Consider the following 21331-nt stretch of genomic DNA (forward strand, 5'->3'; position numbering starts at 1 on the left):
AGGCCTTGGTGACTAAACTTATACCCAACATCTTTTCTCACACGACCTTACGAAGGTGAAATACTCCGGCTATTCCTCGGGAAGTGTATGCGAGGCCATCCCCACCACCTCATAATGCACCACCGTGGGTTCGAACCCCAGCAAGAAGTCCCGGTCTTCGGGGTAATACCTGGCCTTTTCGACATCCTCGCCCGCAAAGGCTCGGATCACATCCAGGTTCTCCCAAAACGTCGGGGTGATGAAATGCATGACCTCGCCTTCGGGGCGCTCCAGGATGTACACGCCCAGGTTGCCGTCCACCGAGCGGTAATCGGGAATGGCCCGCTCGTTGAGAAAGGCCCGGTAGGCTGCGGCTTTTTCAGTCGGTACTCGGCCGTGCCACATGCGTACGCTCATCGCTTATTCCTCCCAGGTCAACCAAGGGGTTTCGGCTTCCAACGTGAGCACGAACTCGGCCAGCAACCGCGCCGCCCGGCGCACATCCTTCAGCGAGACCGTCTCCACCGGCGTGTGCATGTACCGCAGGGGAATGCTGACCACCATGCTGGGCATGCCTTCAGCGGTCACCTGCAAGGCCATGGCGTCGGTGCCCGAATGGGTGGGTAGGTATTCCACCTGGTGGGGAATTTCCAGCGCCTCGGCCAACGCTTTGAACCGACGATGAAGGGCCGGGTGAATGTTGGGCCCCCAACCCAAGGTGATGCCCTCGCCCAGGGGGAAGCCTTTGTCCTCGCCCACGCCGGGGCCGGTGGCAAAAGTCACATCCACGGCCACGGCGACTTGCGGGCGCTCGGCGAAGGCCGAAGTCAACGCGCCGCCCAGGGTTTCCTCTTCCTGAACCGTGGCCACGAAGACGGCATCCCAGCGATGCGGCCGCCCCCGCAGAGCCTCCAGCACCTCGGTGAGCACGGCCACCGAGGCCCGGTTGTCCAGGCCCGGACCCCGCAGGAGGTCCCCCTCCAGAGAGGTGGGTGCCGTCCCAAAGGTGATCGGGGCCCCCACCTGAACCAGACGACGCAGCCGCCGCGCCGGCAGTCCAGTGTCCACCAACAGGTGGCCCACCGGCACCGGCTTACCGCGCAGGTCGGGCGGCAACAGATGATCCGGCGGGGCCACCAGCAGGCCGGGTATCGGTTCTCTTCCCTGAACCACCACCGGCTGGCCGGGCAACACGCGGGGGTCCAGCCCGCCGATGGGTTGAACGCGCAGGAATTCGCCCTCGATGTGTGAGACGATGAGGCCGATGGTGTCCATGTGCGCGGCCAAGAGCACCTTGGGCCGCGGGTCTGGCCCCTGGCCGCCCTTGAGGGCGTGGACCGAGCCCAGGGGTGAGCGTCGCACTTCGTCGGCCAGCGGGCCCCACAGGCGGGCAAGATGGTCGGCGATGGTGGTTTCGCGCCCCGAGGGGCCGGGGAGGCGCAGCAGGGTTTGCAGGCGGTCGCGGAGGGTGTCGAGAGACATGCTTTCTTCTCCAAAGTCAGGGCGTGGAGGTAGGCGGCGGTGTCGCCGTGGGGGTGGCGCTGGGCGTGGGGGTCGGCGTAGCCGTGGCGGTGAGGGTCGGCGTGGCCGTAAGGGTAGGCGAAGGGCTGGCGGTGTCCGTGGGAGTAGCCGTGGCCGTTTCCGTTGGGGTCGCCGTGGCAGTGGGCGTGGCGGTGAAGGTCGGCGTGGCCGAAGGCGTCCAGGTGGGGGTGAGCGTGGGCGTGTAGGTGGCGGGTTGCAATGGAGTGGGCGAGGGCGTCAGCGTCACCACAACGATGGCCGTCGAGGTGGGCGCGAGGCTGGGTGAGGGCGAAGGCGTGACCACGGGGGTGCGGGTGGGCCACGGCGTGGGGTAGAGGGGCACCGTGGCCATGGGCGTGGTGAGGGAAGGCCTTTGCGTCGGGATGGGGGTAGACGTCACCCGGGAACGCGGGGCTAGGCGGATGGCCACCCAGCCCGCGCAGTAACACGGCAGGGTGGCCAGAATGATCCACACCAGCAGGTAACGCAGCCTGAGGCGGCGTGCACGTTCGTCAGGCTCTCTGGGCCTCAACCACATGGGCTGTCCTTAGGCTCCTCCTCGAGCCGTCATTCGTCGCAAATGCGGAGGGTGTCTTCTTTGTTGGGTACCAGACAGAGAAAGACGAAATCTTCGTTACCAATGTTCTCGTACCAGTGGGGTACGCCGGCCGGGATGAAGACCACATGGCCAGGCCCCACCTCATACACCTCGTCGCCGATGCCAATGCGGGCGCGTCCCTGGAGCACATACTGCTCGTGCTCCACCTCGTTGGTGTGCCGGGGCATGCTGCCGCCGGGCTTCATGGTGAAACGCCGCATGGCGAAATGCGGCCCCTCTTCCGGGCTGATGAGAATCTGGATGAAGGTGTCTTTTCCGGCACTCACCGGATTCGCCGGAATTTGATCAGCGTGCTTGACGGGCATGGTTGCCTCCTTGTGCAGGTTAATTCTCGCCGCTGACTTCCTGCCACCAGGCTTTGAGCAGCACGGCGTCTTCTTCCAGGACCGGGCTCTCGCACAGGATGCGCCCGGCGGCCCCAAAGGCCTTGAGGACGCGGAAGATGGCGCGGATGTCCAGGTCGGCTTCTTCGATTTTGAGGTGATTCCGTTCCCCTTTGGGCCCGTACTCGATACCTGAAAGGTGAATGTGGAGATGGCGCAGCGCCTCTTCGCCGAGGGCCTGGGCGTAGGCTTCCAATACCCGGGCCCATTCGTCGTAGGTGTTCATGCTGCCGTCGCCGGGCCGGGCGTGCAAGTGCGCGAAATCCAAGCAGGGCTGCGCCCCCGGCACCTCCTGGCTCAAGCGCAGCGTGTCCTCCAGAGAGCCGATGACCGCCGCTTTGCCCATGGTCTCCGGCCGCAGGGTGACGGCCACACCCAGGGTTTCAAGTTCGGCGACCACAGCCTGCAGGCGGGCGATGGCCTTGGGCAGCACCTCGTCGGGCGGGCGACCGAAGTAGGAGCCGGGGTGAAACACGATGTCGGTGGCCCCGGCCAAATGGCCGTAATAGGCGGCGGCCATCAGGCGCTGGCGCGATTTGGGCCACTCCTCGTCGTCGGCGTTGAGGTTGATAAAGTAAGGCGCATGAACACTGAGGGCGACCCCGTGGGCGGCAGCGGTGGCTTTGATGGCCGCGCAGGTCTTCTCGCTGACCCGCACCGAGCGCACCCAGCCCAATTCCAGGGCGTCGAGGCCCAGTTCGGCCAGACGCATCACCCCGCCCACGCTGCCGCCGGGCTTTTTGGGCGTTGAGAGAGGATTACCGACGGTGCCAAATCGAAAGGAAAGGTTCATGATGGGTCTCCTAACTTCTGAAGCCAGTGCTGCAACTGGGTCAAGGTAAGCGAATATGCGCGGGCAAATCCGGCCACGAAGCGCACTTCCTCCGGCACCAGGCGCATCAGGTGGAAATCACCCAGCGTGAAGGTGATCTCGGCCGAAAGGTGGCTTCGTCTTGCTTCATGGCGACTCCTTGGTTTGCTGGCCCGGCTTAGCCGCCGCTACCCCAACCGAGGCGGGCCAGCAGAGGCAGGCCCAGGATGAGCAGGCCCACGGCCACAGCGGTGAAGACGGCCAGGAGCACAGCCGCAGCGCCCACATCCTTGCTCACCTTGGCCAGCGGGTGGGGTTGGGGGCTACAAAGGTCCACGGCGGCCTCCAGCGCGGTGTTGAACGCCTCGGCCATCCACACCAGACCAATGACCAGGGACAGAAGCGCCCCACGGGCGGCGTCGATGCGTAACCACCACGCCAGGGCGACGACAAGTACCGTGGCCAGGGCATGGATGCGGGCGTTGGGCTGGGTACGCCACAGGTGCCCCAGTCCTTGAAAAGCATAGCGAAAGGCAGCCAGACGCGAGCGTAGCCTGTCGCGCATCGCAGTCCCGCCTCATGGAGGGTCCAGAGGGCATCCCAGATTGCGTAACACCTCGCGCTGGGCAGCCCACATGTGGGCCTTCTCCTCGGGTGTGGCGTGGTCGTGGCCCAGGAGATGGAGCACGCCATGCACCACCAGCAGGGTCAGTTCATCGGCCACGGCGTGCCCTGCAACCGCCGCCTGGGCCGCGGCCCGTGGGTAGGAGATGAGCACATCGCCCAGATACCGCGCTCCGGTGTCCGGATCCACCTCTCCGTCGGGGAAGGACAGCACATCGGTGGGCGCATCCACGCCCCGGAAACGGAGATTCCACCGACGCAGCGTGGCGTCGTCGCTGATCCAAACGGTGAGCGCCACCGGGCCGCTCACCTTCTGGTACGCCAGGGTGGTTTCAGCGGCCTGACGGATGGCCTCGGTCTGGAGCAAGGCGGCGTAGGCCGGGTCAACGCGGAGATAGATCGTCATGGGGGAACAGAACCTCTTGGGGCTCCGGAGCCGCGGTCTCGTCGAGGGAGGGGGTTTCCTCCACGGGTTGGGTCGGCGAGACCTGCGGGTAACGAATGCGGCTATGGTAGAGCCCTTTCAGGGCCTCGACGAACGCATCTTCGATGGCGGCCAGATCGCGCAGGGTGAGGGGGGCTTCGTCCAACTGCCCCTCATCCAGACGCTCTCGCCAGGTGCGCCGCACCAGGGCGCGAATGACCTCCAGTTCGGTGGGGTGCTCGGCGCGCACCCGGGCTTCGCAGCCGTCGGCCAGCATCACGATAGCGGTCTCTTTCGAGCGCGGACGCGGGCCAGGGTAGCGGAAGCGGCGGATGTCCACTTTGGCGGGATCGTTCCCCGCCGCCTCCAGGGCCTGGGCGTACTGGTAGCGGGCGATGGAAGTGCCGTGGTGTTCGGCGATGAAGGCCTGGATGGGTTTGGGCAGGCGATGCTTTTGCGCCAGCGCCAGGCCGTCGGTCACATGGCGGATGATGTAAGCAGCGCTTTCCTCAGGGGAGAGGGCTTCGTGAGGGCTGGGCACCCCAAGGGGCAAATTTTCGATGAAGTAGGCCGGGTTTTCGGCCTTGCCGATGTCATGGTAGAGCGCCCCCACCCGGGTCAGCAGCGGGTCGGCACCGATGCGCTCTGCCGCCTGCTCGGCCAGGTTGGCGACCTGCAGGCTGTGCTGGTAGGTCCCCGGAGCCTGTTGGAGGAGGCGTTGGAGCAGGGGATGGTCGGGCCGGGCCAATTCCAGCAATTGCAAAGGTGCCACCACATCCAGCAGCGGGGCGAGCAGATAGTGCAGCAACAAGCTGCCACCAGAGGAGAGAGCAGCGTTGACCAGCGCGGCCGCGCTCAGGGTGGCCATCCCTAACCAGTCGCTGTCCGGCGAGGGCAGGCGGAAGGCCAACATGACGGCGCTCTGCCCCGCGGCCAACAGCCCCCCGGACCAAAAGTAAGCGCGCATGCGGCTTTGACGGCCCAGGGCGAAGACGCCGATGGCCCCGCCAAGCCACTGGAAAAGGAAGAGTTCAAATCCATTGGGCAGGCCATACAGCCCCAGGACATCGATGACAAAGCCGAAGATCAGAGCCGGTTCGCGGCCCACGAGCAGGGCCACCGTCATCATGAAAAGTGGGAAGGGGTAGAGGTAAGGGAGGACAATATGGCCGGGCAACAGCAGGCGGGCGCCCAGAACCCAGAGCAGGCCCCCGGTGATCAGGAGGGCCAGGGCCCGCAGGTGGCGCCGGAGCGGACGGTTCTGGCGCAGGTAAAGGGCCAGCCAGCCCATGATGCCCAACAAAAGGAACAGGGGCGCCAGCCAGATCTGCCAATGGGTGTGCGTTTTGAGCAGGCCGTATTGCGCCAAGGCTTCGATGTCGGCCGCGGTAAGCACCTGTCCTCGCTGCACAATGGTCTCCCCACGGCGGATGTGGCGCTCCACAGGGGGAACCGCCTGCCGGGCCTGTTCCTGGGCTGCCTGGGTCAATTCGGGGGAGTACAGGCTGTTGGGCGTCAGATAAGCCTCAACAAAAGCCACCACCAACCCCGCCTGTTCGGGAGAGAAGTCCAGTCTCACCAGGGTGGGCAGCGTGCGGCGGATTTGCGGGAGTTGGCTTTCGCGGATGGAGGCGCGCATGACCTGTTCCAGCACGCGCTCGGCTTCTTTTTGGATGGCCTCCCAATGGGCATCGGAGAGGCGCAGGAGGTAGTCGATTTGCTGGGGAGTGAGGCGGACGCCCTTCAGGGCTTGCAGGTCGGCGCGTTTTTGTTCGTCCGAAGCGTAGGGGTCGGCGCGCACCTGGGAGACGAAATCCAGGGCGCTGCGCAATTGCTCCAGTTGGCGGCGGGCGATGGCAGGGTCGGGGGGCGCATAGACCGGCGCCACCGCAGCAGCGGCCGCCTCGCGGCGCTGCTCGGTGAGCACACGGCTTTCGTAAGTCAGGTTGTAGGGCGCCAGGATGTCTCGAGGGGCCACATCCCCGACCTGAAGCGTCAGGGCGCGTTCAGCGTCTCCGGTGACCAGCATGATGAGCGCGGCGGCCAGCACCCCCAAAGCAAACAACAGGCCGGGATAGGCGGCCTGCATCCGTTGCGCCCAGGAGGTGTGCGTGCGCGGGGTTTCGTTTTTCATGGTCACCTATAGCCATACCAAAGCGGCTGGAGCGCACAAGTGTCCACCCCAGCCGATGCGCGAAAAGGAGGGTTGCGGAAACCGTCAGCCCTCGGCCAGCAAGCGTCGGACGACCTGGCTCACTTCACTTCCGGAGGCCCGTCCCTGGACTTTGGCCAGCAAAGGTTTCATCACTTTGCCCATGTCCTTGGGGGAGGCAGCCCCCACCTCGGCGATGACTTCGCGGGCCAGGGCTTCCAACTCCTCCGGCGTCAGCGGCGTTGGGAGAAACTCTTCCAGCACGGTGATCTCGGCCCGCGCTTCGTCGATCAAATCCTGCCGCCCGGCCTGCTCGGCACCTTCGATGGTCTCGTGACGGGCTTTGACTTCTTTTTGCAGGACGGCCCAGGCTTCGGTGTCGGTCAGTGGATGGCCTTTCTCCACCTCGGCCAGTTTGATGGCCGAAAGGGCCAGCCGCAACACCCGCTTGCGCAGGGTGTCTTGCCGGCGCATGGCTTGGGTCAGGGCTTTTTGGAGTTGTTCTTTGACGCTCATGATTTCATTATACCATTGGCCTCAAGGGAGGCGGTGGAAAGCCGCTGGCGAAAGCGCAGGGCATCCTCCCACATCGACACATTGTTGAACATCACCCAAACCTCGTCCAGGCCCTGCGCCCAGGCGCTCAGTTGGGCCAGATCGGCCTCGGTGTAGCGATAGGCGTACCCGCCCCGGCCGTGGAGGCGCCAGTACACAGGGCACCCCCATTGAGCAGGTTGGGTGAAAGGGTCCACCACATGCACCAAGTCCAGTTCCCGGCACAGTTCGCGCACCGTTTCGGCGGGCCAGTCGCCTCGGGGTTCCCAGCCAAAACGCCATGGGCCGCGTTCGACCGAGTGGAAAAAGTCACGCAGGTGAGCCAGGTTTTCCGACGTGGGGCGAAAGGAGGCGGGGCACTGAAAGATGATCCAGGAAGCCTCCAGCGCCTCGGCAACGGCACGGGTGACCTCCCAGGCCTGTCGGACGGCCTCCGTGGGGCGAAAGAACCCCACCTCGCGCCGCACATGCTCCGGGAGAGGATCGCGGCGGTAGGTGGGACTGCGACCGGGATGGGTGATGCGTTGCCAGGCCTTGATGGCAAAGGCGAAACCCTCCGGCGCCTCCGCCCGCCAGCGACGCACGGTATCGAGTTTCGGGGGGCGGTAGAAGGTGCGTTGCACCTCCACCGCCTCGAAAGTGCAATAATACTCCGCGCGGGCTTTGGGAAAGCCACAGCAGCCCACCCGGACGCTCATGCTTTACCTCCGGGCGAGGGAATAGGCCCGGCGCACCAGCGCCACCACAGCGGCCAGTCCCCGGGGCAGGGAATCCGGCTCGATGTACTCCCTGTCCGAATGGGCTCCACCGCCCCGGGCGAGGCCCAGTCCCACGGCGGGGTAGCCCCGGCTGAGGGGGATGTTGGCATCGGTGGAGCCGATGAGCCGCGTCGGAGTGACACCCTGGGCGCGCAGGGCCGCCTCGGCCGTCTGCACCAGAGGGTGCTCAGGGGGCAAGGCCCCGGCCGGGCGTTCGCCGATGACTTCCAGATAGACCTCGACATGGGCACGGTGGCGTTTTTGGGCCAGGCGTTCCACGGCCGAGGCCACCCGCCCCAAGGCACGCGCCTCCTCGCTGCGCAGGTCGATTTCCATCCAGGCTTCGGGGGCGATGGTATTGATCGAAACGCCGCCCCCGATTCGGCCCACATTGAGGGTGGTGCGCGGCCTGGCCGGCAGGGGCAAGCGGGTGATCTCGGTGATCAGCGCGGCGAGTTCATGGATGGCCGAGGGCTGGCCGGCGTCGGCCCAGGAGTGGCCGCCGGGGGTGCGAAGGGTGACCCGATAACGCCGCACGCCCAGCGCGCGATGGTACACATGCCCCAGGCCCAGCCCTTCCAGCACAAGGTAGGCGCTGACCGCCCCGCCGAAACGCTCCACCACGGCCCTAATCCCGCGCAGGTTGCCCAACCCCTCCTCGGCCACATCGGCCACCAGCCACAAGTCGCCGGGCAGGGGGAAAAGGGAGCGCAGCGCCCAGTACACCCCAAACAGCGCGGCCACCCCCAGGCTGTTGTCGCCCAAACCCGGGCCGTACCAGCGTGGGCCCTCTCGCCGCACGGTGAGGTCGGTCCCCGCCGGGAACACGGTGTCGAGATGGGCGGTGACGATCACCGGCGGGGCGTCACCCCGCCCTGGCAGGTGGGCGTATACATTGCCCACCGGGGCCTGTTCGACGGCCACCCCCTCCTCCTCCCAGCATTGGCGCACAAAGGCAGCCCGCTGCGCCTCGTGGAAGGTGGGCGCAGGGATACGCTGGATATCCAGCGCCCGCTCTAGCACGCGAGAGATGAGGTCGGTGTTCAAACGCATCGCTTTTACACCCGCCGTACCCGAGGGCGCAGCCGCTCCAGGCGAGATTCGGCCAGCCCGGGGAGCGTATCCAGGGCGGTGAGCGCCCCGACCCGCTCCACCACAATGGAAGCCGCCACGGCGCCGTAAAGGGCGGCCTCGACTGCGTCGTAGGTTTGCACCCACCCGGCCAGAAACCCGCCACAAAAGGCCGACCCTGCGCCAGTGGGGTCACGCACATCGGCCGGATAAGCCGGAATTTCCCAGCGTCGACCGGCGCTTTTTTCGTACAGGATATGCCCCGAAGCGCCGCGTTTGACTACCACGATTTCCACCCCCCAGGCGGCCAGCCCTTCGACCATTTCCCAGATGTCCAGCAGGCGATGGGCGAACAGGCGGCGCAGTTCGTCCTCCGAGGGCAGGAAGGCTGTCAGCCCCTGGAGCAGCATAGGGGTGCGGTCGCGCCATTCGGGGAGCATGTACCCTTCGGCGGGGTCCAGGGTGATGGTCGGAATCCCGGCCTGGCGCAGCGCCGCGGGGAGCAGGGTATGGGTCACCCAGTCCTGGGGGGCAAGGTGGGCCCCCTGGATGCGGTCCAGGTCCGGGGGCAGGTCGTTCATCCGCAGGGTGGTCTCGGTGAGCCGGTCGGGATGGAGGGGCGAAGGGGTGGGGGGCTCGTAGTCCATCAGCATTTTGGGAAACGGCAGCCCTCTCTGGAGGAAGGCCCCGGCCACCGAGGCCCCGGAGAGGCGGAACCCCGCTTCGTACACCAGCACCCGGCGGTGCTCCAACCTTTGGGGCAGGATCCGTATTCCCCGGACATCCCAGCCCAGCCGGGCCCAATCTTCCAGCCACGCCCGGGGGAAGTTCTCCCCCACCCGGGAGACCAGGCTCACTTGGGCACCCCATAACGCGGCGCCTATGGCGGCATAGAGCACATCCCCGCCGGGGATGTCGATGGCCGGGCGTCCGTGCGGGGGCAGGATGAAATCCCGATACAGCGGGCCCAAAAAGAGCAGACGGGGTGCCAAAACAGCCTCCTTATGCGGCCCGATCTGGTCGGCGGCGGCCCCGAAGCCACAGCAGAAGCGCCACCGCGAAAAGGAGCAGTGCCAAACCCAAAAGCAGCGGCACGAGGACCGAAAGCAGCGAGACGACGGCGGCCGTCACATCCTCGGCCAGGCTGAGCGGGGGGTGTGCCGCTCCGCCGGTGGTGGCCGTGACCGCCGGGCGCACCACACCGGCTTTGATGGTGTGCACGCTGCCGGCGACCAGCAGCCCCAGGGCCAGCGCCAGTCCGGGATGCAGGTCGGAGATCACCCCGGCGCTGGCAGCAAAGGCAATGGCTCCGGCCACTGGGCGGATGAAGGTGTGGATGAGGTCGTTGAGATGGTTGACCGCCGGCACCTTGTCGGCCACGAACTCGATGGCGGCCAGCGTGAGCAAAAGCAGGATGATCCACAGGCTGGTCAGCGCATCCCAGGGTGGGTTGAGGTGCAACCAGTGGGTATAGCGTGCGGTCAGCGCGATGACCAGGAGCGGGATGTAGGCGTTGAGCCCGGCGCTGGCCGAGAGGCCAAAGGCAGCGAACACGCCAGAAAGCACATCCATCGGGCGTCTCCTTGGGTTAGCGAGGCACCCCCACCCATGATTGGGTGAGGATGTACCGCAAAAAGTCCAGAGCCAGGATTTGCCCCAACGCCACGGTGCATCCGGCCAGCAGGGGCCAGCGCAAATCCCACCAGGTGCGGGCCGTGTTTTCGCGGCGTCGGAGCCCCACCGCAAAGGCGGTGTAAACCAGGGTGAGCACGCCCAGCACGGTGAGGGTGCTGAGCACGGCCAGGGGCAACAACAGCGCCTCTGGCCGCCAGAGCATTAGCCCGCCCATTCCGGCCACAGGGAAGAGCAAACCGGCCAGGCGGGGAAGGTCCAGGACAGGTTCAGGCTCCCTGGCGATCCAAAAAGTTTGCTGGATCACGGCATAGAGCAGGGTTCCCATCACGATGCCCATCCCCAGGCCGGTGATCAGGCGGAGCGTGTTGTCCGGGGAATAGAGGCTGCGGCCGATGAAATCGTGCAGGAAGGCGTTGAGCCCGTCGCCGGCCCAGGCCGCGAAAAACAGCCCCAAAAGCGCGGCCGTGGCCCCACGGGGGAAGCCGGTGCGTTTGGGGGCGGTGAAGTGCAGCCAGAGCCAGGTGGTCAGCGCGGCCAGGTACATTCCGGAGCAGCGAAAACAAAGGGGAAACTGAACCGTTCCGAAGAAGGGGGAATGATCAGGCAAGCGATGGCAGACCGCATAGCCGATGCCCACCGTTTTGCCCAGCAGGCCCGCCGGGGTGAACTCCAGCCAGAGGATGAGCACAGCCAGCGCAGCCCCGACAAGTAGGGCTTTGACAGCCACCTTCCAGGGGAGCCGAGAAAGTTTCATAGGTTTCATTTTACCGTACTCGCGAGGGAAATGGGCGCGGCCCTCCGGGCGAATGGGGTCTTCTGATGGGTGTGGGGATGGAGAGTGGTAAACTTGGAGCATCCGGCTACCGACCGGAGAGGCCCCGTTTTATGCGTTGAGGTGCTCATGGTACTCCTGGCTCTTCTCCCCATTGCGCTGATTTTGGTGTTGATGCTGACTTTCCGCTGGGGCGCTTCTCGCGCCGGGGCAGCGGGCTATCTGCTGGCGTTGGTGCTGGCCTGGCGGGTCTTCGGCCTGGGTCCGGAGGGGCTGGCTTACGCCCACACCAAGGCGCTGCTGCTCAGCCTGGATGTGCTGCTCATCGTCTGGGCGGCCTATCTGCTCTATCGCGTGGCCGACGAAGCGGGGGCCATTGTCATCTTTGGCGAAATGCTCCCACACCTGACCGCCGACCGGGGGATGCAGGCCCTGCTCATCGGCTGGGCCTTTGCCTCGTTTTTGCAGGGCGTGGGCGGTTTTGGGGTTCCGGTGGCCGTGGTGGCGCCGTTGTTGGTGGGGCTGGGCTTCTCGCCCCTGGCCGCGGTGGTCGTGCCGTCCATCGGCCATGGTTGGGCGGTGACCTTTGGCTCCTTAGGCTCCTCTTTCCAGGCTTTGTTGGCCGCCACGGGACTGCCTGAGGCCGTGCTGGCGCCGCCCGCGGCGCTGTTCCTGGCCCTCGCCGGGATGCTTACCGGTTTCACCGTGCTCTATGCCGCCGAGGGCTGGTCGGCCGCGCGCCGCCTGTGGCGGCCAGCCCTGCTTATGGGCTTGGCCATGGGCGGCACGCTGTACCTGGTGGCCGGTTTTGGCCCCTGGCACATCGGCTCTTTCTCGGCGGGCCTGGTGGGCCTGACCGTGGGGTTCTTTCTGGCGCGCCGTCACACCGGCGCTCAGCAAGTAAGGCGCGCCACTTTTGACGCACGGGCCCTGGCTTTGGCGCTGGCGGGCTACCTGGTTCTGCTGATCATCATCCTGGCCGTGCAGTTCATCGCTCCGTGGAAGGCGTTTTTGGGGCGTGTGGTGCTCACAGCCTCCTTCCCCGAGATTCGCACGGCTTTGGGGTATATCACCCCGGCGGGCACGGGGCGGCGCATTGCCCTCTTTCGCCACACGGGCGCTTTGTTGTTCTACGCGGCGGTGGCAGCCTACATTCTTTACGCGCGGACGGGGCGCTACCGTCCCGACGCGTTGAGGCGCATTTTGGGGCAAACGGCCCACAAGATGATGGCCTCTTCGGTGGGCATCCTCACCATGGTGGCCATGTCCATCCTGATGCAGCACGCCGGGATGACCGAGGCCATCGCCCAGGGGCTGGCCAGGGCCGTGGGCGGCGCGTATCCCCTCATCTCGCCGTGGATCGGCGCGTTGGGCGCTTTCATGACCGGGAGCAACACCAACTCCAATGTGGTTTTCGCGGCCCTGCAGATGCGCACGGCCGAGTTGCTGCGCTGCAGTGTGCCGCTGATTCTGGCCGCGCAAACGGCTGGCGGGGCTTTGGGCTCCATCATCGCACCCACCAAAGTCATCGTGGGCGCCAGCACCGGCGGCATGGCGGGCAAGGAGGGCGAAGTGATGCGCCATTTGGGCCTCTTTGTCGCCCTGCATTTGCTGCTCATCAGCCTGCTGGCCATCCTGGGCCTGTGGCTGGGGTTGTAAAGCGTCCCCCGGCGTGATTGTACGGTAGAATAGAGGAAGGAGTACACATGCTGCAACGCCTGCGTCAACGACGGTTTGAAGTGCACACCGTGGTGTTTCTGTTGTTCGTGTTCTCCTCTTGGGGCCTGTACACCGCCGCCGGGCACGGATGGAAGGCGGGGCTCCTGCTCGGCATGGCCGTCCTGGGCGCGGTGCTGGCCCTCTTCGTCTGAACCGGACCGCCGGGTGTGGTGCCGCTCCAGGAGGTGCGGTATCCGCCTGGGGAGTTTCTCATGACCCCTCAACCGCGATCGCTGCGCTTGCTTCATTTCGCCGACGCCCATATCGACATCGCCGCCCATGGCCGTCACGACCCGGAGACCGGACTACCCGTCCGGGTGATGGACTTTTTGCGTTCCCTGGATGTGATTGTGGAGACGGCCATCGAAGAGCAGGTCGATCTGGTGCTTTTTGCCGGGGATGCTTTCCGAGATCGCCGCCCGGCGCCCACCTACCTGCGGGAATGGGCCAGGCGCATTTTGCGCCTCTCCGCAGCCCGGATTCCCACCCTGTTGTTGGTGGGCAACCACGATTACACGCCAGCGGTGGGGCGGGCCCACGCCCTGGACCCCTTCGCCACCTTTCAGGTGCCTTATGTGCGCGTGTTGGACCGCCCGGCGTTGCTCGGCCCTAAGGATCTGTGGGGATTGCCGCTGCAGGTCCTCGCCCTGCCGTGGATTTCCCGCGCCCGGCTGGCCTTGCTGGCCAACCAACTGACCCCGGAGCGGCTCCAGGAATTGCTGGAACACAACCTGACCCCCTTGGTGGAGGAGTTCATCCGGCAAGCCCAGGCCGCTCACCCCGACCTGCCGCTGGTGCTGACGGCCCACGCTTCGGTGCAGGGGGCTTCTTACGGCGCCGAGCGGTTGGTGATGATGGGTGACGATTTGGTCTTGCCGCCGGCGCTGGTCAAGCGCCCCGCCTTTGCCTATGTGGCGCTGGGGCACATCCACAAGCCGCAGGACCTCAACGCCAACAGCCAGCCGCCGGTGATCTACCCCGGCTCCATCGAGCGGGTGGACTTCGGGGAGGCAGAAGACCAAAAAGCCTTCGTCATCGCCACGCTGACCCCCGGCGCGCCCACCAGGGTGGACTGGCGACGCCTGCCCACGCGGCCTTTCATCGAGAAGCGCGTGCAGCTGAGCCAGGCCGAAGAGGTGATGGAGCAGTTGCTGGCGGCGCTTGGCCCGCCGGAGTCGCTCAAGGACGCCGTGGTGCGCCTGGTGGTCACTTACCCGCGCGAACTGGAGCGCCTGATCGACGACGCCAGATTGTATGCACACGCCCGGCAGACGCTGGAGTTCCACTTGGTCAAGCGCCCCGAACACCGGGCAAGGGCGCGTTTGCCGCAAGACGAAACGCTGGAAAGCCTCACCCCCGAGGACCTGCTCGAGATTTACTGGAAAGCCCAACACCGCGATGCAGAGCAGATCGCCCGCTTGAAGCGCCTGGCCCAGGAAATCATCCAGAGTGCCCGCGACGCAGGCAAGGAAGCGGCCTGAGCGGCTTCTCCGGAACCCACCCCCTGGRGCGCGGGGAAGGCCCTTTGGGGCGAAGCGTGCCTGGAGGGAGGAACCGGTGGGCTTTTGTAACCAATTTGAGGATGATGCATCTAACATGACAGTAGACRAAGAACTGGATTTTCCCCTGGAGCGGCTGCAGGCCGGCGATGAAGAGGCCTTTTCGCGCTTGGTGGAAGCCTATGCGCCGCGCCTTTACCGCCTGCTGACCAAAATGTTGCGGCATCCGCAGGAGGCTGAGGACGCGCTCCAGGAGACTTTTGTGAAGGCCTATCGGGCGCTGCCCGAGTTCGACGGACGCTCCCGACTTTCCACCTGGCTCTATCGGATTGCGGTCAACGAGGCGTTGATGCACATCCGCCGCAAAGAGTTGGAGACCATCTCGGTGGAGGCGATGTATGAGCAGGAAGACGGCTCGTCCGGCCAGTACGACCTGGTCGATTGGTGCTGCCTCCCGGAAGACGAACTCCTCTCGGCGGAGGCTCGGCAGGTCCTGGAAGAGGCGGTGGCCCGTCTCCCGACCTCGCTGCGGACGGTGTTCCTGCTGCGGGATGTGGAGGGGCTGTCCACCCGCGAGACCGCCGAGGCGTTAGGGATCAGCGAGGGCGCCGTCAAGGTACGGCTCTCGCGGGCGCGCGAACAGTTGCGCAAAATGCTCTCCACCTACTTTGGCCCGAAAGCCCTTTCCACCCCAAAGGGGCGCTCATGAGCGAGAAAGACTGCCGCTATTGGCTGAACTTCTTTTCGGATTACCTTGACAAGGAATTAGAGGTTGCGGTGTGCCGCGAGTTGGAAGCACACCTCAAACGCTGCCCTCATTGTCAGGTGGTGGTGGATACTTTGCGGCAAACCCTTTACCTTTACCAGACCATCCTGCGGGAGCAAACGCCCACTTTGCCGCCCGAAGTGCAGCAGCGTTTGTATGCGCGCATCAGCCTGGAGGCATTGCGCCAGCGGCTGCAGGCGCGGGGTTGAGCCGCTTTACCCAAGGATGTAACCTTTTCCCGGTCTCTGCATCTAAATAGGATGCAGGTAATCCTGTAAAGGTGGAGTGAATCATGAAGGTGAACGAAAGGCTTGTGGGACCGGATTATCCGGGTCATTATCGGCATTTTCCTGGTGTACTGGGGCTTCTTCAGCGGTTCACTGCAGGGCACCACGGCCACTATCGTGGGCATCATCGGTTTGATCCCCTTGCTCACGGGCATCGTAGGCTTCTGCCCCCTCTACACAGTGTTCAACTTCAGCACCAAGAAGTAAGATCGCGCTTGGGCTCGCTGGTGTGAGCACGATGCCCGTGGCGTGGCCACGGGCATCGCCTTGCCAGCAGCGCAAAGCGCATCCCAAACTCATTTTTTTTGGAGGATAAGCATGGCTCGTTTGTTGAACGACGATATTGTGCAACAGGTACGTGACCTTTTCAACGAATCGCTCAAAGAGCCGGTGGCTCTGATTTACTTCAATACGCAGCAGGACGATTGTATGTTCTGCAGCGAGACCCAGCAGTTGCTGGAAGAGGTCTCCCAGATCTCGGACAAAATCTCCCTGGACATCTACGACCTGGACAAGGATACCGAGCAGGTGACCAAGTATAAAGTGGACAAGGCCCCGGCTATTGTCATCGCCGCCAAGGGCGGCGATGACATCAAGGATTATGGCATCCGCTACTACGGTATCCCCTCGGGGCACGAGTTCTCTTCGCTGATCCAGGACATCTTGCAGGTCTCCGAGCGGGATTCGGGGCTGCAGCCGGCCACACGGGAGTTCTTGCGCTCCCTGACTCAACCAGTGCACCTGCAAGTGTTCGTCACCCCTACCTGCCCCTACTGCCCGCGCGCGGTCATCCTGACCCATCGCATGGCTATGGAATCCGAGATGCTCACCGCTGATATGGTGGAGGCCCAGGAATTCTACGAGTTGGCCAACAAGTACGGTGTGAGCGGTGTGCCCCACACCGACATCAACGACGGCCGGGGGACCGTGGTGGGGGCTGTGCCCGAGGAGCACTTTGTCGCGGAGATTCGTCGCGCGTTGGGTCTCTAACCCTTTGAGGAGGTGATGAGGTCCATGGCTGACAAGAAGAAGAAATATCCGCGCATCATCGTGTTCACCACGCCCACCTGCCGCTTCTGTCGGGCGACCAAGCGCTACCTGCGCGAACGCGGCATCCCATTCAAAGAAGTGGATGTCTCCCGCGACCAGGCGGCGGCCCGCGATATGGTGCGCCGCAGCGGGCAGTCCGGCGTGCCGGTCATCGACATCGGTGGCAAAATCGTGGTCGGTTTCGACCGCGCCAAAATCAACCAGTTGCTGGGTTTGAAATAACCAAGCACCCTCGCGGCGCAGCGTCGCTTCTGCTGGGCTGACGCTGCGCTTTCCCTTTTCTCCTTCGGCTGGAGAGGAGCGCTCATGACCCTGAAAATTGCCGTCGTCACCGACAATGGAAAGCGGATCTCGGCCCATTTCGGGCACGCCCGATACTACAAAGTGTTTACCATCGACGAAAATCATATCGTGGCAGAGGAGATGATCCCCCGCCCGCATGTGCACGACCACGACCATGACCATGATCACGACCATGACCATGACCACGGGCACGGTCATCATGATCCCTGGAAAATGCTCCAACCTATTACCCACTGTCAGGTGCTCATTGCCGGGGGCATGGGTACGCCGGCCTATCAGGCCGCTCAGGCCAGCGGGCTGGAAGTAGTCCTTGCGGGCGGAGACATCCGCAAGGCCGTGGAGGCCTACCTGCGCGGGGAATTAACCTCTGACCTCCGGCGCCTGCATTCCCCTCACCAGCATCATCACTAAACCCTCTATCCCCCCTTGCCTACTTTGTCGTTGCATCCCGTTGCTGAGGAAAACAAACCATGGCCCGTACACGCCACAAGCGTAAACGCCGCCCCTCCCGAAAGCAAAAACCTTCCACCGCCTGGCTGATCGTGGTGGTAGGGGTAGGGCTGATTCTCGTCGGGGTGGCCATGGCTCTGCTGCTACCCAAGCCCAAGGAGTACACCGCCAACACCGACGAGCCTTCGGCCGTGCCGGTAGCCGTGGATTACGACGCCCCCAACCTTACTCTGACCGACCTCAACGGTCAACCGGTCTCCTTGCAAGATTACCGGGGCAAGGTGGTGCTGGTCAATCTGTGGGCCACCTGGTGCCCCCCCTGTCGCGCCGAGATGCCCACCCTGGAGGGGTACTATCGGGATCACCACAACGAGGGCTTTGTCATTCTGGCCGTGGAGGCCGGCGGTGATCCCCATGACCAGATTGTGAACTTTGCCGAGCGCTTTGATTTGACCTTCCCCGTGCTGGAAGACCCCCAAGGCGCTTCGCTGGCGGCCTTCCGCACCCAATCCCTTCCCTCCTCCTTCGTCATCGACCCCGAGGGGCGGGTCAAACTGGCCTGGGTGGGAGCTATCAGTCGCACGATGCTGGAAAAATATGTCACCCCCATGCTCACCCGCTAACTTTCGTCCGGTGGGCGGTCCTTGAGAGGAGAGAGAACCCATGGGTAGTGAACTGACCATGAACGCCAAAGTAACCATGCTGCAACGGATGACTTTCGACGCCACCGCCGACAGCGGCTTCCATGTCACCCTGGGCACGGAGCCGGAGGTGGGCGGCGATGACGACGGCTTTCGCCCGATGGAGTTGATGCTCATCTCGCTGCTGGGCTGCACGGCGATGGATGTGATTTCCATCCTGCGCAAAAAGCGTCAGGAGGTCACCGCCTTTGAGGTCACTGGTCACGCCGAGCGTGCGCCGCAACACCCTAAAGTGTTCACCCATGTGACCATCGAGTACCATGTCACCGGGCATCAAGTGGATGAGAAGGCCGTGGTACGCTCCATCGAACTCTCGGCCATTCGCTACTGCCCGGCCCAGGGGATGCTGGCCAAGGTAATCCCCATCGAACTCCAGTATTTCATCTATGAGGACACGCCCGAGGGAGCGCAACTGGTGACCCGGGGCGAATACCGCCCACCCAAAGAGAAATACTGATCCCTCTTCCTCCCCGGATTTGGGGAGGTCGCCCGGCCCCAAAAAGCAACATCCCCCTGGGAACCTCTGCTCCCAGGGGGATGTTGGTTGTGGACGGGCTCAGTCGGCCAGGGCTTGCTTAGGAGGGGAAGGCAATTCGTCCAGCGGCCAAGTGGGCAAAATATCGAAACCCAGATCGTCGGTCTGCCCGGCGCGGTAGCGCCAGGTGGCTGCACCAGCCACCATGGCGGCGTTGTCGGTGCACAGGCTCAGCGGCGGGATGTGCACCGGCACCTCGGCCTCGGCCAGCAGACGCGCCCGCAGCAGGCGATTGGCCGAGACGCCCCCGGCCACCACGATGCTGCGCGCCCGAAACGCGCGGGCGGCGGCCAGGGTCTTGCCCACCAGCACATCCACCACCGTGGCCTGGAAAGAAGCGGCCAGGTCGTCCACCGGCAACGGCTCGCCCCGGGCTTCCAGGGCCCGCACCTCACGCAGCACGGCGGTCTTCAGGCCGCTGAAGGAAAACTCCCAGGTGCCCTTGAGCCAGGGCCGGGTGAAGGGGAAGGCGTTGGGGTCGCCCTCCGCCGCGGCCTGCTGGATGGCCGGCCCACCGGGGTAGCCTAATCCCAGCAGCCGGGCCACTTTGTCAAAGGCTTCCCCGGCCGCGTCGTCCCGCGTGCCACCCAGGCGCTCGTAGGTCAGGTGGCCGCGCATGAGCAGCAGTTCAGTGTGCCCGCCGGAGACCAGCAACACCACCGCCGGGAAAGCCGGAGCGTCGTTGGGCGGTGCATCGGGCAGCCGCAGGAAGGCGGCATACACATGGGCTTCCAGGTGGTGCACCCCAAGCAGGGGCAAACCGCTCCCCAAGGCCAGCCCCTTGGCGAAGTTCACCCCCACCGAGAGGGACCCCGGCAGCCCCGGCCCCCGGGTCACGGCCAGCAAGTCCACCTCGCCGAGGGTCAGATGGGCCTGCCGCAGGGCCTCTTCCATCACCGGGTAGATGGCCTTGATGTGCTGCCGTGAGGCCACCTCGGGGAAAACCCCGCCGTATTGGGCGTGCAAGTCGGCCTGGGAGGCGACCACATTGGACAGCACGCGCTCGCCGTCTTCCACCACCGCCACCGCGGTTTCGTCGCAGGAACTTTCCACCGCCAGCACACGAAAGGGGCTGGCGAGTTCACGCCAGGCTGCCTTCACTTCAACGCCCTCGCACGGGAATGACCAGATCCAGCGGAAACTCGGCCAGCACCTCGAAGCCCTTTTCGGTGACGGCCACCGTGTCTTCCAGGCGACAGCCGACCTTCTTCTCGGGGTAGTACAACCCCGGTTCGATGGTCACCACGACCCCGGGGTCCAGACGATCCTCTCCGGTGGCCGTGCTGCCGAACCAGGGGGCCTCGTGGACCTCCAATCCCAGACCATGCCCCAGGCTGTGCACATACCCGTTTTTCGTCCGGGGGTCCTCGCAAATCGTGGGATGCCCCCGGGCGGCGAAGAGGTCGCAGGTGCGCTGCTGGTAAACCTTGCAGGGCTCGCCCACCTGAAGTTCGGCCATGATGGTGCGGTACACCGCCAGCACATCTTCATAAACAGCCAGGGCCTCATCGGTGGCGTAGCTCAAACACCAGGTGCGGGTGAAGTCGTAGAAGTACCCCCCTCCGGCCTCGCAGGGGAAGATGTCGAACACGATGGGCGCCCCCAGGCGCAAAGGGGCCTCCGGGTTACCCGTGCTGTGGGGCACGCCGGCGTCGTAGCCCTGGGCAAAGATGGTGCCCTCGGGGTTCTCAGCGCCCAGTTCGGCCAGCCAGCGGTTGATGAGGCCTTTGACCTGGCCGATGGTGATGGGTTGGCCGTCTTTGTCGACCAAAAGATCACCCTGGGCGCGCTGGCCACTCAGGTAGTCGGCCACTTTGCCCACCACGGTGGTGGTGATGCGGCCCATGGCGCGAATGCGCTCGATTTCGTGGGGCGTCTTCGTGCGCCGGGCGGCCAGCAAGGCCTCCCGCGCCGAAGTCCACCGCAGGGCGGGGTTCAGGTCGCGCAGGCGGTCCAGCATGGCCACCACCGGGCCAATGTCCACCCGCCCGGCCAGTCCCAGGGTGCCGGCGGTGATGTCCAGGTCGCGCAACAAATCCTGCAGGCGCAGTGCAGCGGCCTGGGCCCGGTCCCCTTGAGCCTGTTCCAGGTAGCGTTTGTAGGGGTAAGCGCTCAGGTCGCGGGTTTCCAGGCCGGTTTTGGCGGCCTCGTCCCGCTCCATGGGGTGGTAGAAGAGCACGGCGGGCATCCCCCGGCGTTGGACCAGGATGGCGTCGGTCAGGTGAGCGCCGCCGGTGAGGTACACCATGGCCGGGTTGTGCTGGGCTGGCCCCAGCACGACCACAGCGTCGAGGTGGTGGGCTTCCATGAATGCGTCCAGGTCGTGTCGCATTAGCGCCTCCGAATTTCCCACAAGCGAATGCCAACTTCCAGCAGGAACAGAATGAGGGCCAGTGTGATGAGCAAAAAGGGCGTCACCATGCGGCCCAGTTGAAACCAGGCCAGCAGGCCCACATAGACTCCGCTGAGCAGCCCTTCGCGCAACACGCTGCGTTCGGGCACGGGATGCGCCGCAAAGCGCCGGTAGATCAGGGCCAGGATGGGGGTCACCACGCCGGTGACGGCCAGCACTAAGGCGCTGAAGAAGGCCCACCGCGCCCAAAGGAGCGGGTAGGTGGTCAGGGCCAAATAGGCCAGGGTGCCCCAGCCTACCAGGGCCATGCTCAGCGAGGCATAGAGCAGATGTCGTAAGGCTCGTGGGTGCATGTTCACCGCCG

General features: G+C 64.9%; 27 protein-coding genes and 1 pseudogene. 11 read left to right on the forward strand and 17 right to left on the reverse strand.

Annotated elements, in window-relative coordinates:
* Positions 1–69 precede the first annotated feature (69 nt).
* From G4O04_02025 to G4O04_02090, 14 genes are all read right to left on the reverse strand, one after another.
* A complete protein-coding gene (locus G4O04_02025; GenBank protein ID HEY57315.1) occupies positions 70–396 on the reverse strand; it encodes an antibiotic biosynthesis monooxygenase in 327 nt (108 codons plus the stop codon).
* 3 nt (positions 397–399) lie between these two features.
* Positions 400–1461: a M42 family metallopeptidase gene (locus G4O04_02030; GenBank protein ID HEY57316.1), complete on the reverse strand. Its 1062-nt coding sequence runs from the start codon at positions 1459–1461 to the stop codon at positions 400–402.
* 16 nt (positions 1462–1477) lie between these two features.
* Positions 1478–2038, reverse strand: coding sequence for a hypothetical protein (locus G4O04_02035; GenBank protein ID HEY57317.1), 561 nt, complete (start codon positions 2036–2038; stop codon positions 1478–1480).
* Between the two features lie 29 nt (positions 2039–2067).
* Positions 2068–2424, reverse strand: coding sequence for a cupin domain-containing protein (locus G4O04_02040; protein HEY57318.1), 357 nt, complete (start codon positions 2422–2424; stop codon positions 2068–2070).
* Between the two features lie 19 nt (positions 2425–2443).
* Positions 2444–3295, reverse strand: a complete 852-nt coding sequence (locus G4O04_02045; GenBank protein ID HEY57319.1) for a TIM barrel protein — start codon at positions 3293–3295, stop codon at positions 2444–2446.
* A gap of 196 nt (positions 3296–3491) precedes the next feature.
* The gene (locus G4O04_02050) at positions 3492–3878 is read right to left on the reverse strand and encodes a diacylglycerol kinase family protein (protein HEY57320.1); all 387 of its coding nucleotides are present in this window, start codon (positions 3876–3878) and stop codon (positions 3492–3494) included.
* Between the two features lie 12 nt (positions 3879–3890).
* The gene (gene ybeY / locus G4O04_02055) at positions 3891–4343 is read right to left on the reverse strand and encodes an rRNA maturation RNase YbeY (protein HEY57321.1); all 453 of its coding nucleotides are present in this window, start codon (positions 4341–4343) and stop codon (positions 3891–3893) included.
* Positions 4321–6495 carry an HDIG domain-containing protein gene (locus G4O04_02060; GenBank protein ID HEY57322.1) on the reverse strand — a complete coding sequence of 725 codons (2175 nt, stop codon included), beginning with the start codon at positions 6493–6495 and terminating at the stop codon, positions 4321–4323. The genes ybeY and G4O04_02060 overlap by 23 nt, the downstream gene beginning before the upstream one ends.
* A gap of 84 nt (positions 6496–6579) precedes the next feature.
* Positions 6580–7029, reverse strand: coding sequence for a GatB/YqeY domain-containing protein (locus G4O04_02065; GenBank protein ID HEY57323.1), 450 nt, complete (start codon positions 7027–7029; stop codon positions 6580–6582).
* Positions 7026–7766 carry a DUF72 domain-containing protein gene (locus G4O04_02070; GenBank protein HEY57324.1) on the reverse strand — a complete coding sequence of 247 codons (741 nt, stop codon included), beginning with the start codon at positions 7764–7766 and terminating at the stop codon, positions 7026–7028. Before G4O04_02070 ends, G4O04_02065 begins: the two co-directional genes overlap by 4 nt.
* Positions 7767–7769: 3 nt before the next feature.
* Positions 7770–8879, reverse strand: a complete 1110-nt coding sequence (locus G4O04_02075; GenBank protein HEY57325.1) for a M20/M25/M40 family metallo-hydrolase — start codon at positions 8877–8879, stop codon at positions 7770–7772.
* A 5-nt stretch (positions 8880–8884) separates the two neighbouring features.
* On the reverse strand, positions 8885–9889 hold the full coding sequence (locus G4O04_02080) for a carbohydrate kinase family protein (GenBank protein HEY57326.1): 1005 nt from the start codon (positions 9887–9889) through the stop codon (positions 8885–8887).
* Positions 9890–9899: 10 nt separating this feature from the next.
* On the reverse strand, positions 9900–10469 hold the full coding sequence (locus G4O04_02085) for a DUF4126 domain-containing protein (protein HEY57327.1): 570 nt from the start codon (positions 10467–10469) through the stop codon (positions 9900–9902).
* Positions 10470–10485: 16 nt separating this feature from the next.
* Entirely contained in the window at positions 10486–11286 is an 801-nt protein-coding gene (locus G4O04_02090; protein ID HEY57328.1) for a DUF2085 domain-containing protein, read from the reverse strand.
* A gap of 147 nt (positions 11287–11433) precedes the next feature.
* On the opposite strand from G4O04_02090, the gene G4O04_02095 reads away from it, so the two are divergent.
* The 11 genes and pseudogenes from G4O04_02095 to G4O04_02145 all read left to right on the forward strand — a co-directional run bounded on the left by G4O04_02095 (position 11434) and on the right by G4O04_02145 (position 18536).
* Positions 11434–12963, forward strand: coding sequence for an L-lactate permease (locus tag G4O04_02095; GenBank protein ID HEY57329.1), 1530 nt, complete (start codon positions 11434–11436; stop codon positions 12961–12963).
* Positions 12964–13010: 47 nt separating this feature from the next.
* Entirely contained in the window at positions 13011–13175 is a 165-nt protein-coding gene (locus G4O04_02100; protein ID HEY57330.1) for a hypothetical protein, read from the forward strand.
* Between the two features lie 60 nt (positions 13176–13235).
* Complete coding sequence (locus G4O04_02105; GenBank protein HEY57331.1) at positions 13236–14504, forward strand: exonuclease SbcCD subunit D; 1269 nt, start codon at positions 13236–13238, stop codon at positions 14502–14504.
* Positions 14505–14619: 115 nt separating this feature from the next.
* Positions 14620–15231, forward strand: coding sequence for a sigma-70 family RNA polymerase sigma factor (locus tag G4O04_02110; protein ID HEY57332.1), 612 nt, complete (start codon positions 14620–14622; stop codon positions 15229–15231).
* The gene (locus G4O04_02115) at positions 15228–15497 is read left to right on the forward strand and encodes a hypothetical protein (protein HEY57333.1); all 270 of its coding nucleotides are present in this window, start codon (positions 15228–15230) and stop codon (positions 15495–15497) included. Before G4O04_02110 ends, G4O04_02115 begins: the two co-directional genes overlap by 4 nt.
* Positions 15498–15599: 102 nt before the next feature.
* A complete protein-coding gene (locus tag G4O04_02120) occupies positions 15600–15782 on the forward strand; it encodes a DUF2892 domain-containing protein (protein ID HEY57334.1) in 183 nt (60 codons plus the stop codon).
* Between the two features lie 111 nt (positions 15783–15893).
* Entirely contained in the window at positions 15894–16565 is a 672-nt protein-coding gene (locus G4O04_02125; GenBank protein ID HEY57335.1) for a glutaredoxin, read from the forward strand.
* Between the two features lie 24 nt (positions 16566–16589).
* Positions 16590–16847 (forward strand): NrdH-redoxin, encoded by a 258-nt coding sequence (locus G4O04_02130; protein ID HEY57336.1) that lies wholly within the window; start codon positions 16590–16592, stop codon positions 16845–16847.
* Between the two features lie 216 nt (positions 16848–17063).
* Positions 17064–17135 (forward strand): annotated as a pseudogene (locus tag G4O04_02135) (hypothetical protein).
* A gap of 263 nt (positions 17136–17398) precedes the next feature.
* On the forward strand, positions 17399–18001 hold the full coding sequence (locus G4O04_02140; protein ID HEY57337.1) for a TlpA family protein disulfide reductase: 603 nt from the start codon (positions 17399–17401) through the stop codon (positions 17999–18001).
* Positions 18002–18059: 58 nt separating this feature from the next.
* Entirely contained in the window at positions 18060–18536 is a 477-nt protein-coding gene (locus tag G4O04_02145; GenBank protein ID HEY57338.1) for an OsmC family protein, read from the forward strand.
* Positions 18537–18635: 99 nt separating this feature from the next.
* On the opposite strand, the gene tsaD is transcribed toward G4O04_02145, so the two are convergent.
* Genes tsaD through G4O04_02160 form a run of 3 tightly spaced genes read right to left on the reverse strand, consistent with a single transcriptional unit; the run spans position 18636 to position 21320 of the window.
* Positions 18636–19715 carry a tRNA (adenosine(37)-N6)-threonylcarbamoyltransferase complex transferase subunit TsaD gene (gene tsaD, locus G4O04_02150; GenBank protein ID HEY57339.1) on the reverse strand — a complete coding sequence of 360 codons (1080 nt, stop codon included), beginning with the start codon at positions 19713–19715 and terminating at the stop codon, positions 18636–18638.
* 1 nt (position 19716) lies between these two features.
* On the reverse strand, positions 19717–20946 hold the full coding sequence (locus G4O04_02155) for an aminopeptidase P family protein (GenBank protein ID HEY57340.1): 1230 nt from the start codon (positions 20944–20946) through the stop codon (positions 19717–19719).
* Positions 20946–21320, reverse strand: a complete 375-nt coding sequence (locus tag G4O04_02160) for a hypothetical protein (GenBank protein ID HEY57341.1) — start codon at positions 21318–21320, stop codon at positions 20946–20948. Before G4O04_02160 ends, G4O04_02155 begins: the two co-directional genes overlap by 1 nt.
* Positions 21321–21331: the final 11 nt, after the last annotated feature.

The organism is Anaerolineae bacterium, from assembly GCA_011176535.1.
GTDB lineage: Bacteria > Chloroflexota > Anaerolineae > Anaerolineales > DRMV01 > DUEP01.

What these genes read in the sequence shown, in the direction of transcription:
- G4O04_02025 (HEY57315.1), bottom strand. Translation starts at nt 396, where the DNA reads ATGAGCGTACGCATGTGGCACGGCCGAGTACCGACTGAAAAAGCCGCA.
- G4O04_02030 (HEY57316.1), bottom strand. Translation starts at nt 1,461, where the DNA reads ATGTCTCTCGACACCCTCCGCGACCGCCTGCAAACCCTGCTGCGCCTC.
- G4O04_02035 (HEY57317.1), bottom strand. Translation starts at nt 2,038, where the DNA reads ATGTGGTTGAGGCCCAGAGAGCCTGACGAACGTGCACGCCGCCTCAGG.
- G4O04_02040 (HEY57318.1), bottom strand. Translation starts at nt 2,424, where the DNA reads ATGCCCGTCAAGCACGCTGATCAAATTCCGGCGAATCCGGTGAGTGCC.
- G4O04_02045 (HEY57319.1), bottom strand. Translation starts at nt 3,295, where the DNA reads ATGAACCTTTCCTTTCGATTTGGCACCGTCGGTAATCCTCTCTCAACG.
- G4O04_02050 (HEY57320.1), bottom strand. Translation starts at nt 3,878, where the DNA reads ATGCGCGACAGGCTACGCTCGCGTCTGGCTGCCTTTCGCTATGCTTTT.
- ybeY (HEY57321.1), bottom strand. Translation starts at nt 4,343, where the DNA reads ATGACGATCTATCTCCGCGTTGACCCGGCCTACGCCGCCTTGCTCCAG.
- G4O04_02060 (HEY57322.1), bottom strand. Translation starts at nt 6,495, where the DNA reads ATGAAAAACGAAACCCCGCGCACGCACACCTCCTGGGCGCAACGGATG.
- G4O04_02065 (HEY57323.1), bottom strand. Translation starts at nt 7,029, where the DNA reads ATGAGCGTCAAAGAACAACTCCAAAAAGCCCTGACCCAAGCCATGCGC.
- G4O04_02070 (HEY57324.1), bottom strand. Translation starts at nt 7,766, where the DNA reads ATGAGCGTCCGGGTGGGCTGCTGTGGCTTTCCCAAAGCCCGCGCGGAG.
- G4O04_02075 (HEY57325.1), bottom strand. Translation starts at nt 8,879, where the DNA reads ATGCGTTTGAACACCGACCTCATCTCTCGCGTGCTAGAGCGGGCGCTG.
- G4O04_02085 (HEY57327.1), bottom strand. Translation starts at nt 10,469, where the DNA reads ATGGATGTGCTTTCTGGCGTGTTCGCTGCCTTTGGCCTCTCGGCCAGC.
- G4O04_02090 (HEY57328.1), bottom strand. Translation starts at nt 11,286, where the DNA reads ATGAAACTTTCTCGGCTCCCCTGGAAGGTGGCTGTCAAAGCCCTACTT.
- G4O04_02095 (HEY57329.1), top strand. Translation starts at nt 11,434, where the DNA reads ATGGTACTCCTGGCTCTTCTCCCCATTGCGCTGATTTTGGTGTTGATG.
- G4O04_02100 (HEY57330.1), top strand. Translation starts at nt 13,011, where the DNA reads ATGCTGCAACGCCTGCGTCAACGACGGTTTGAAGTGCACACCGTGGTG.
- G4O04_02105 (HEY57331.1), top strand. Translation starts at nt 13,236, where the DNA reads ATGACCCCTCAACCGCGATCGCTGCGCTTGCTTCATTTCGCCGACGCC.
- G4O04_02115 (HEY57333.1), top strand. Translation starts at nt 15,228, where the DNA reads ATGAGCGAGAAAGACTGCCGCTATTGGCTGAACTTCTTTTCGGATTAC.
- G4O04_02125 (HEY57335.1), top strand. Translation starts at nt 15,894, where the DNA reads ATGGCTCGTTTGTTGAACGACGATATTGTGCAACAGGTACGTGACCTT.
- G4O04_02130 (HEY57336.1), top strand. Translation starts at nt 16,590, where the DNA reads ATGGCTGACAAGAAGAAGAAATATCCGCGCATCATCGTGTTCACCACG.
- G4O04_02140 (HEY57337.1), top strand. Translation starts at nt 17,399, where the DNA reads ATGGCCCGTACACGCCACAAGCGTAAACGCCGCCCCTCCCGAAAGCAA.
- G4O04_02145 (HEY57338.1), top strand. Translation starts at nt 18,060, where the DNA reads ATGAACGCCAAAGTAACCATGCTGCAACGGATGACTTTCGACGCCACC.
- G4O04_02155 (HEY57340.1), bottom strand. Translation starts at nt 20,946, where the DNA reads ATGCGACACGACCTGGACGCATTCATGGAAGCCCACCACCTCGACGCT.
- G4O04_02160 (HEY57341.1), bottom strand. Translation starts at nt 21,320, where the DNA reads ATGCACCCACGAGCCTTACGACATCTGCTCTATGCCTCGCTGAGCATG.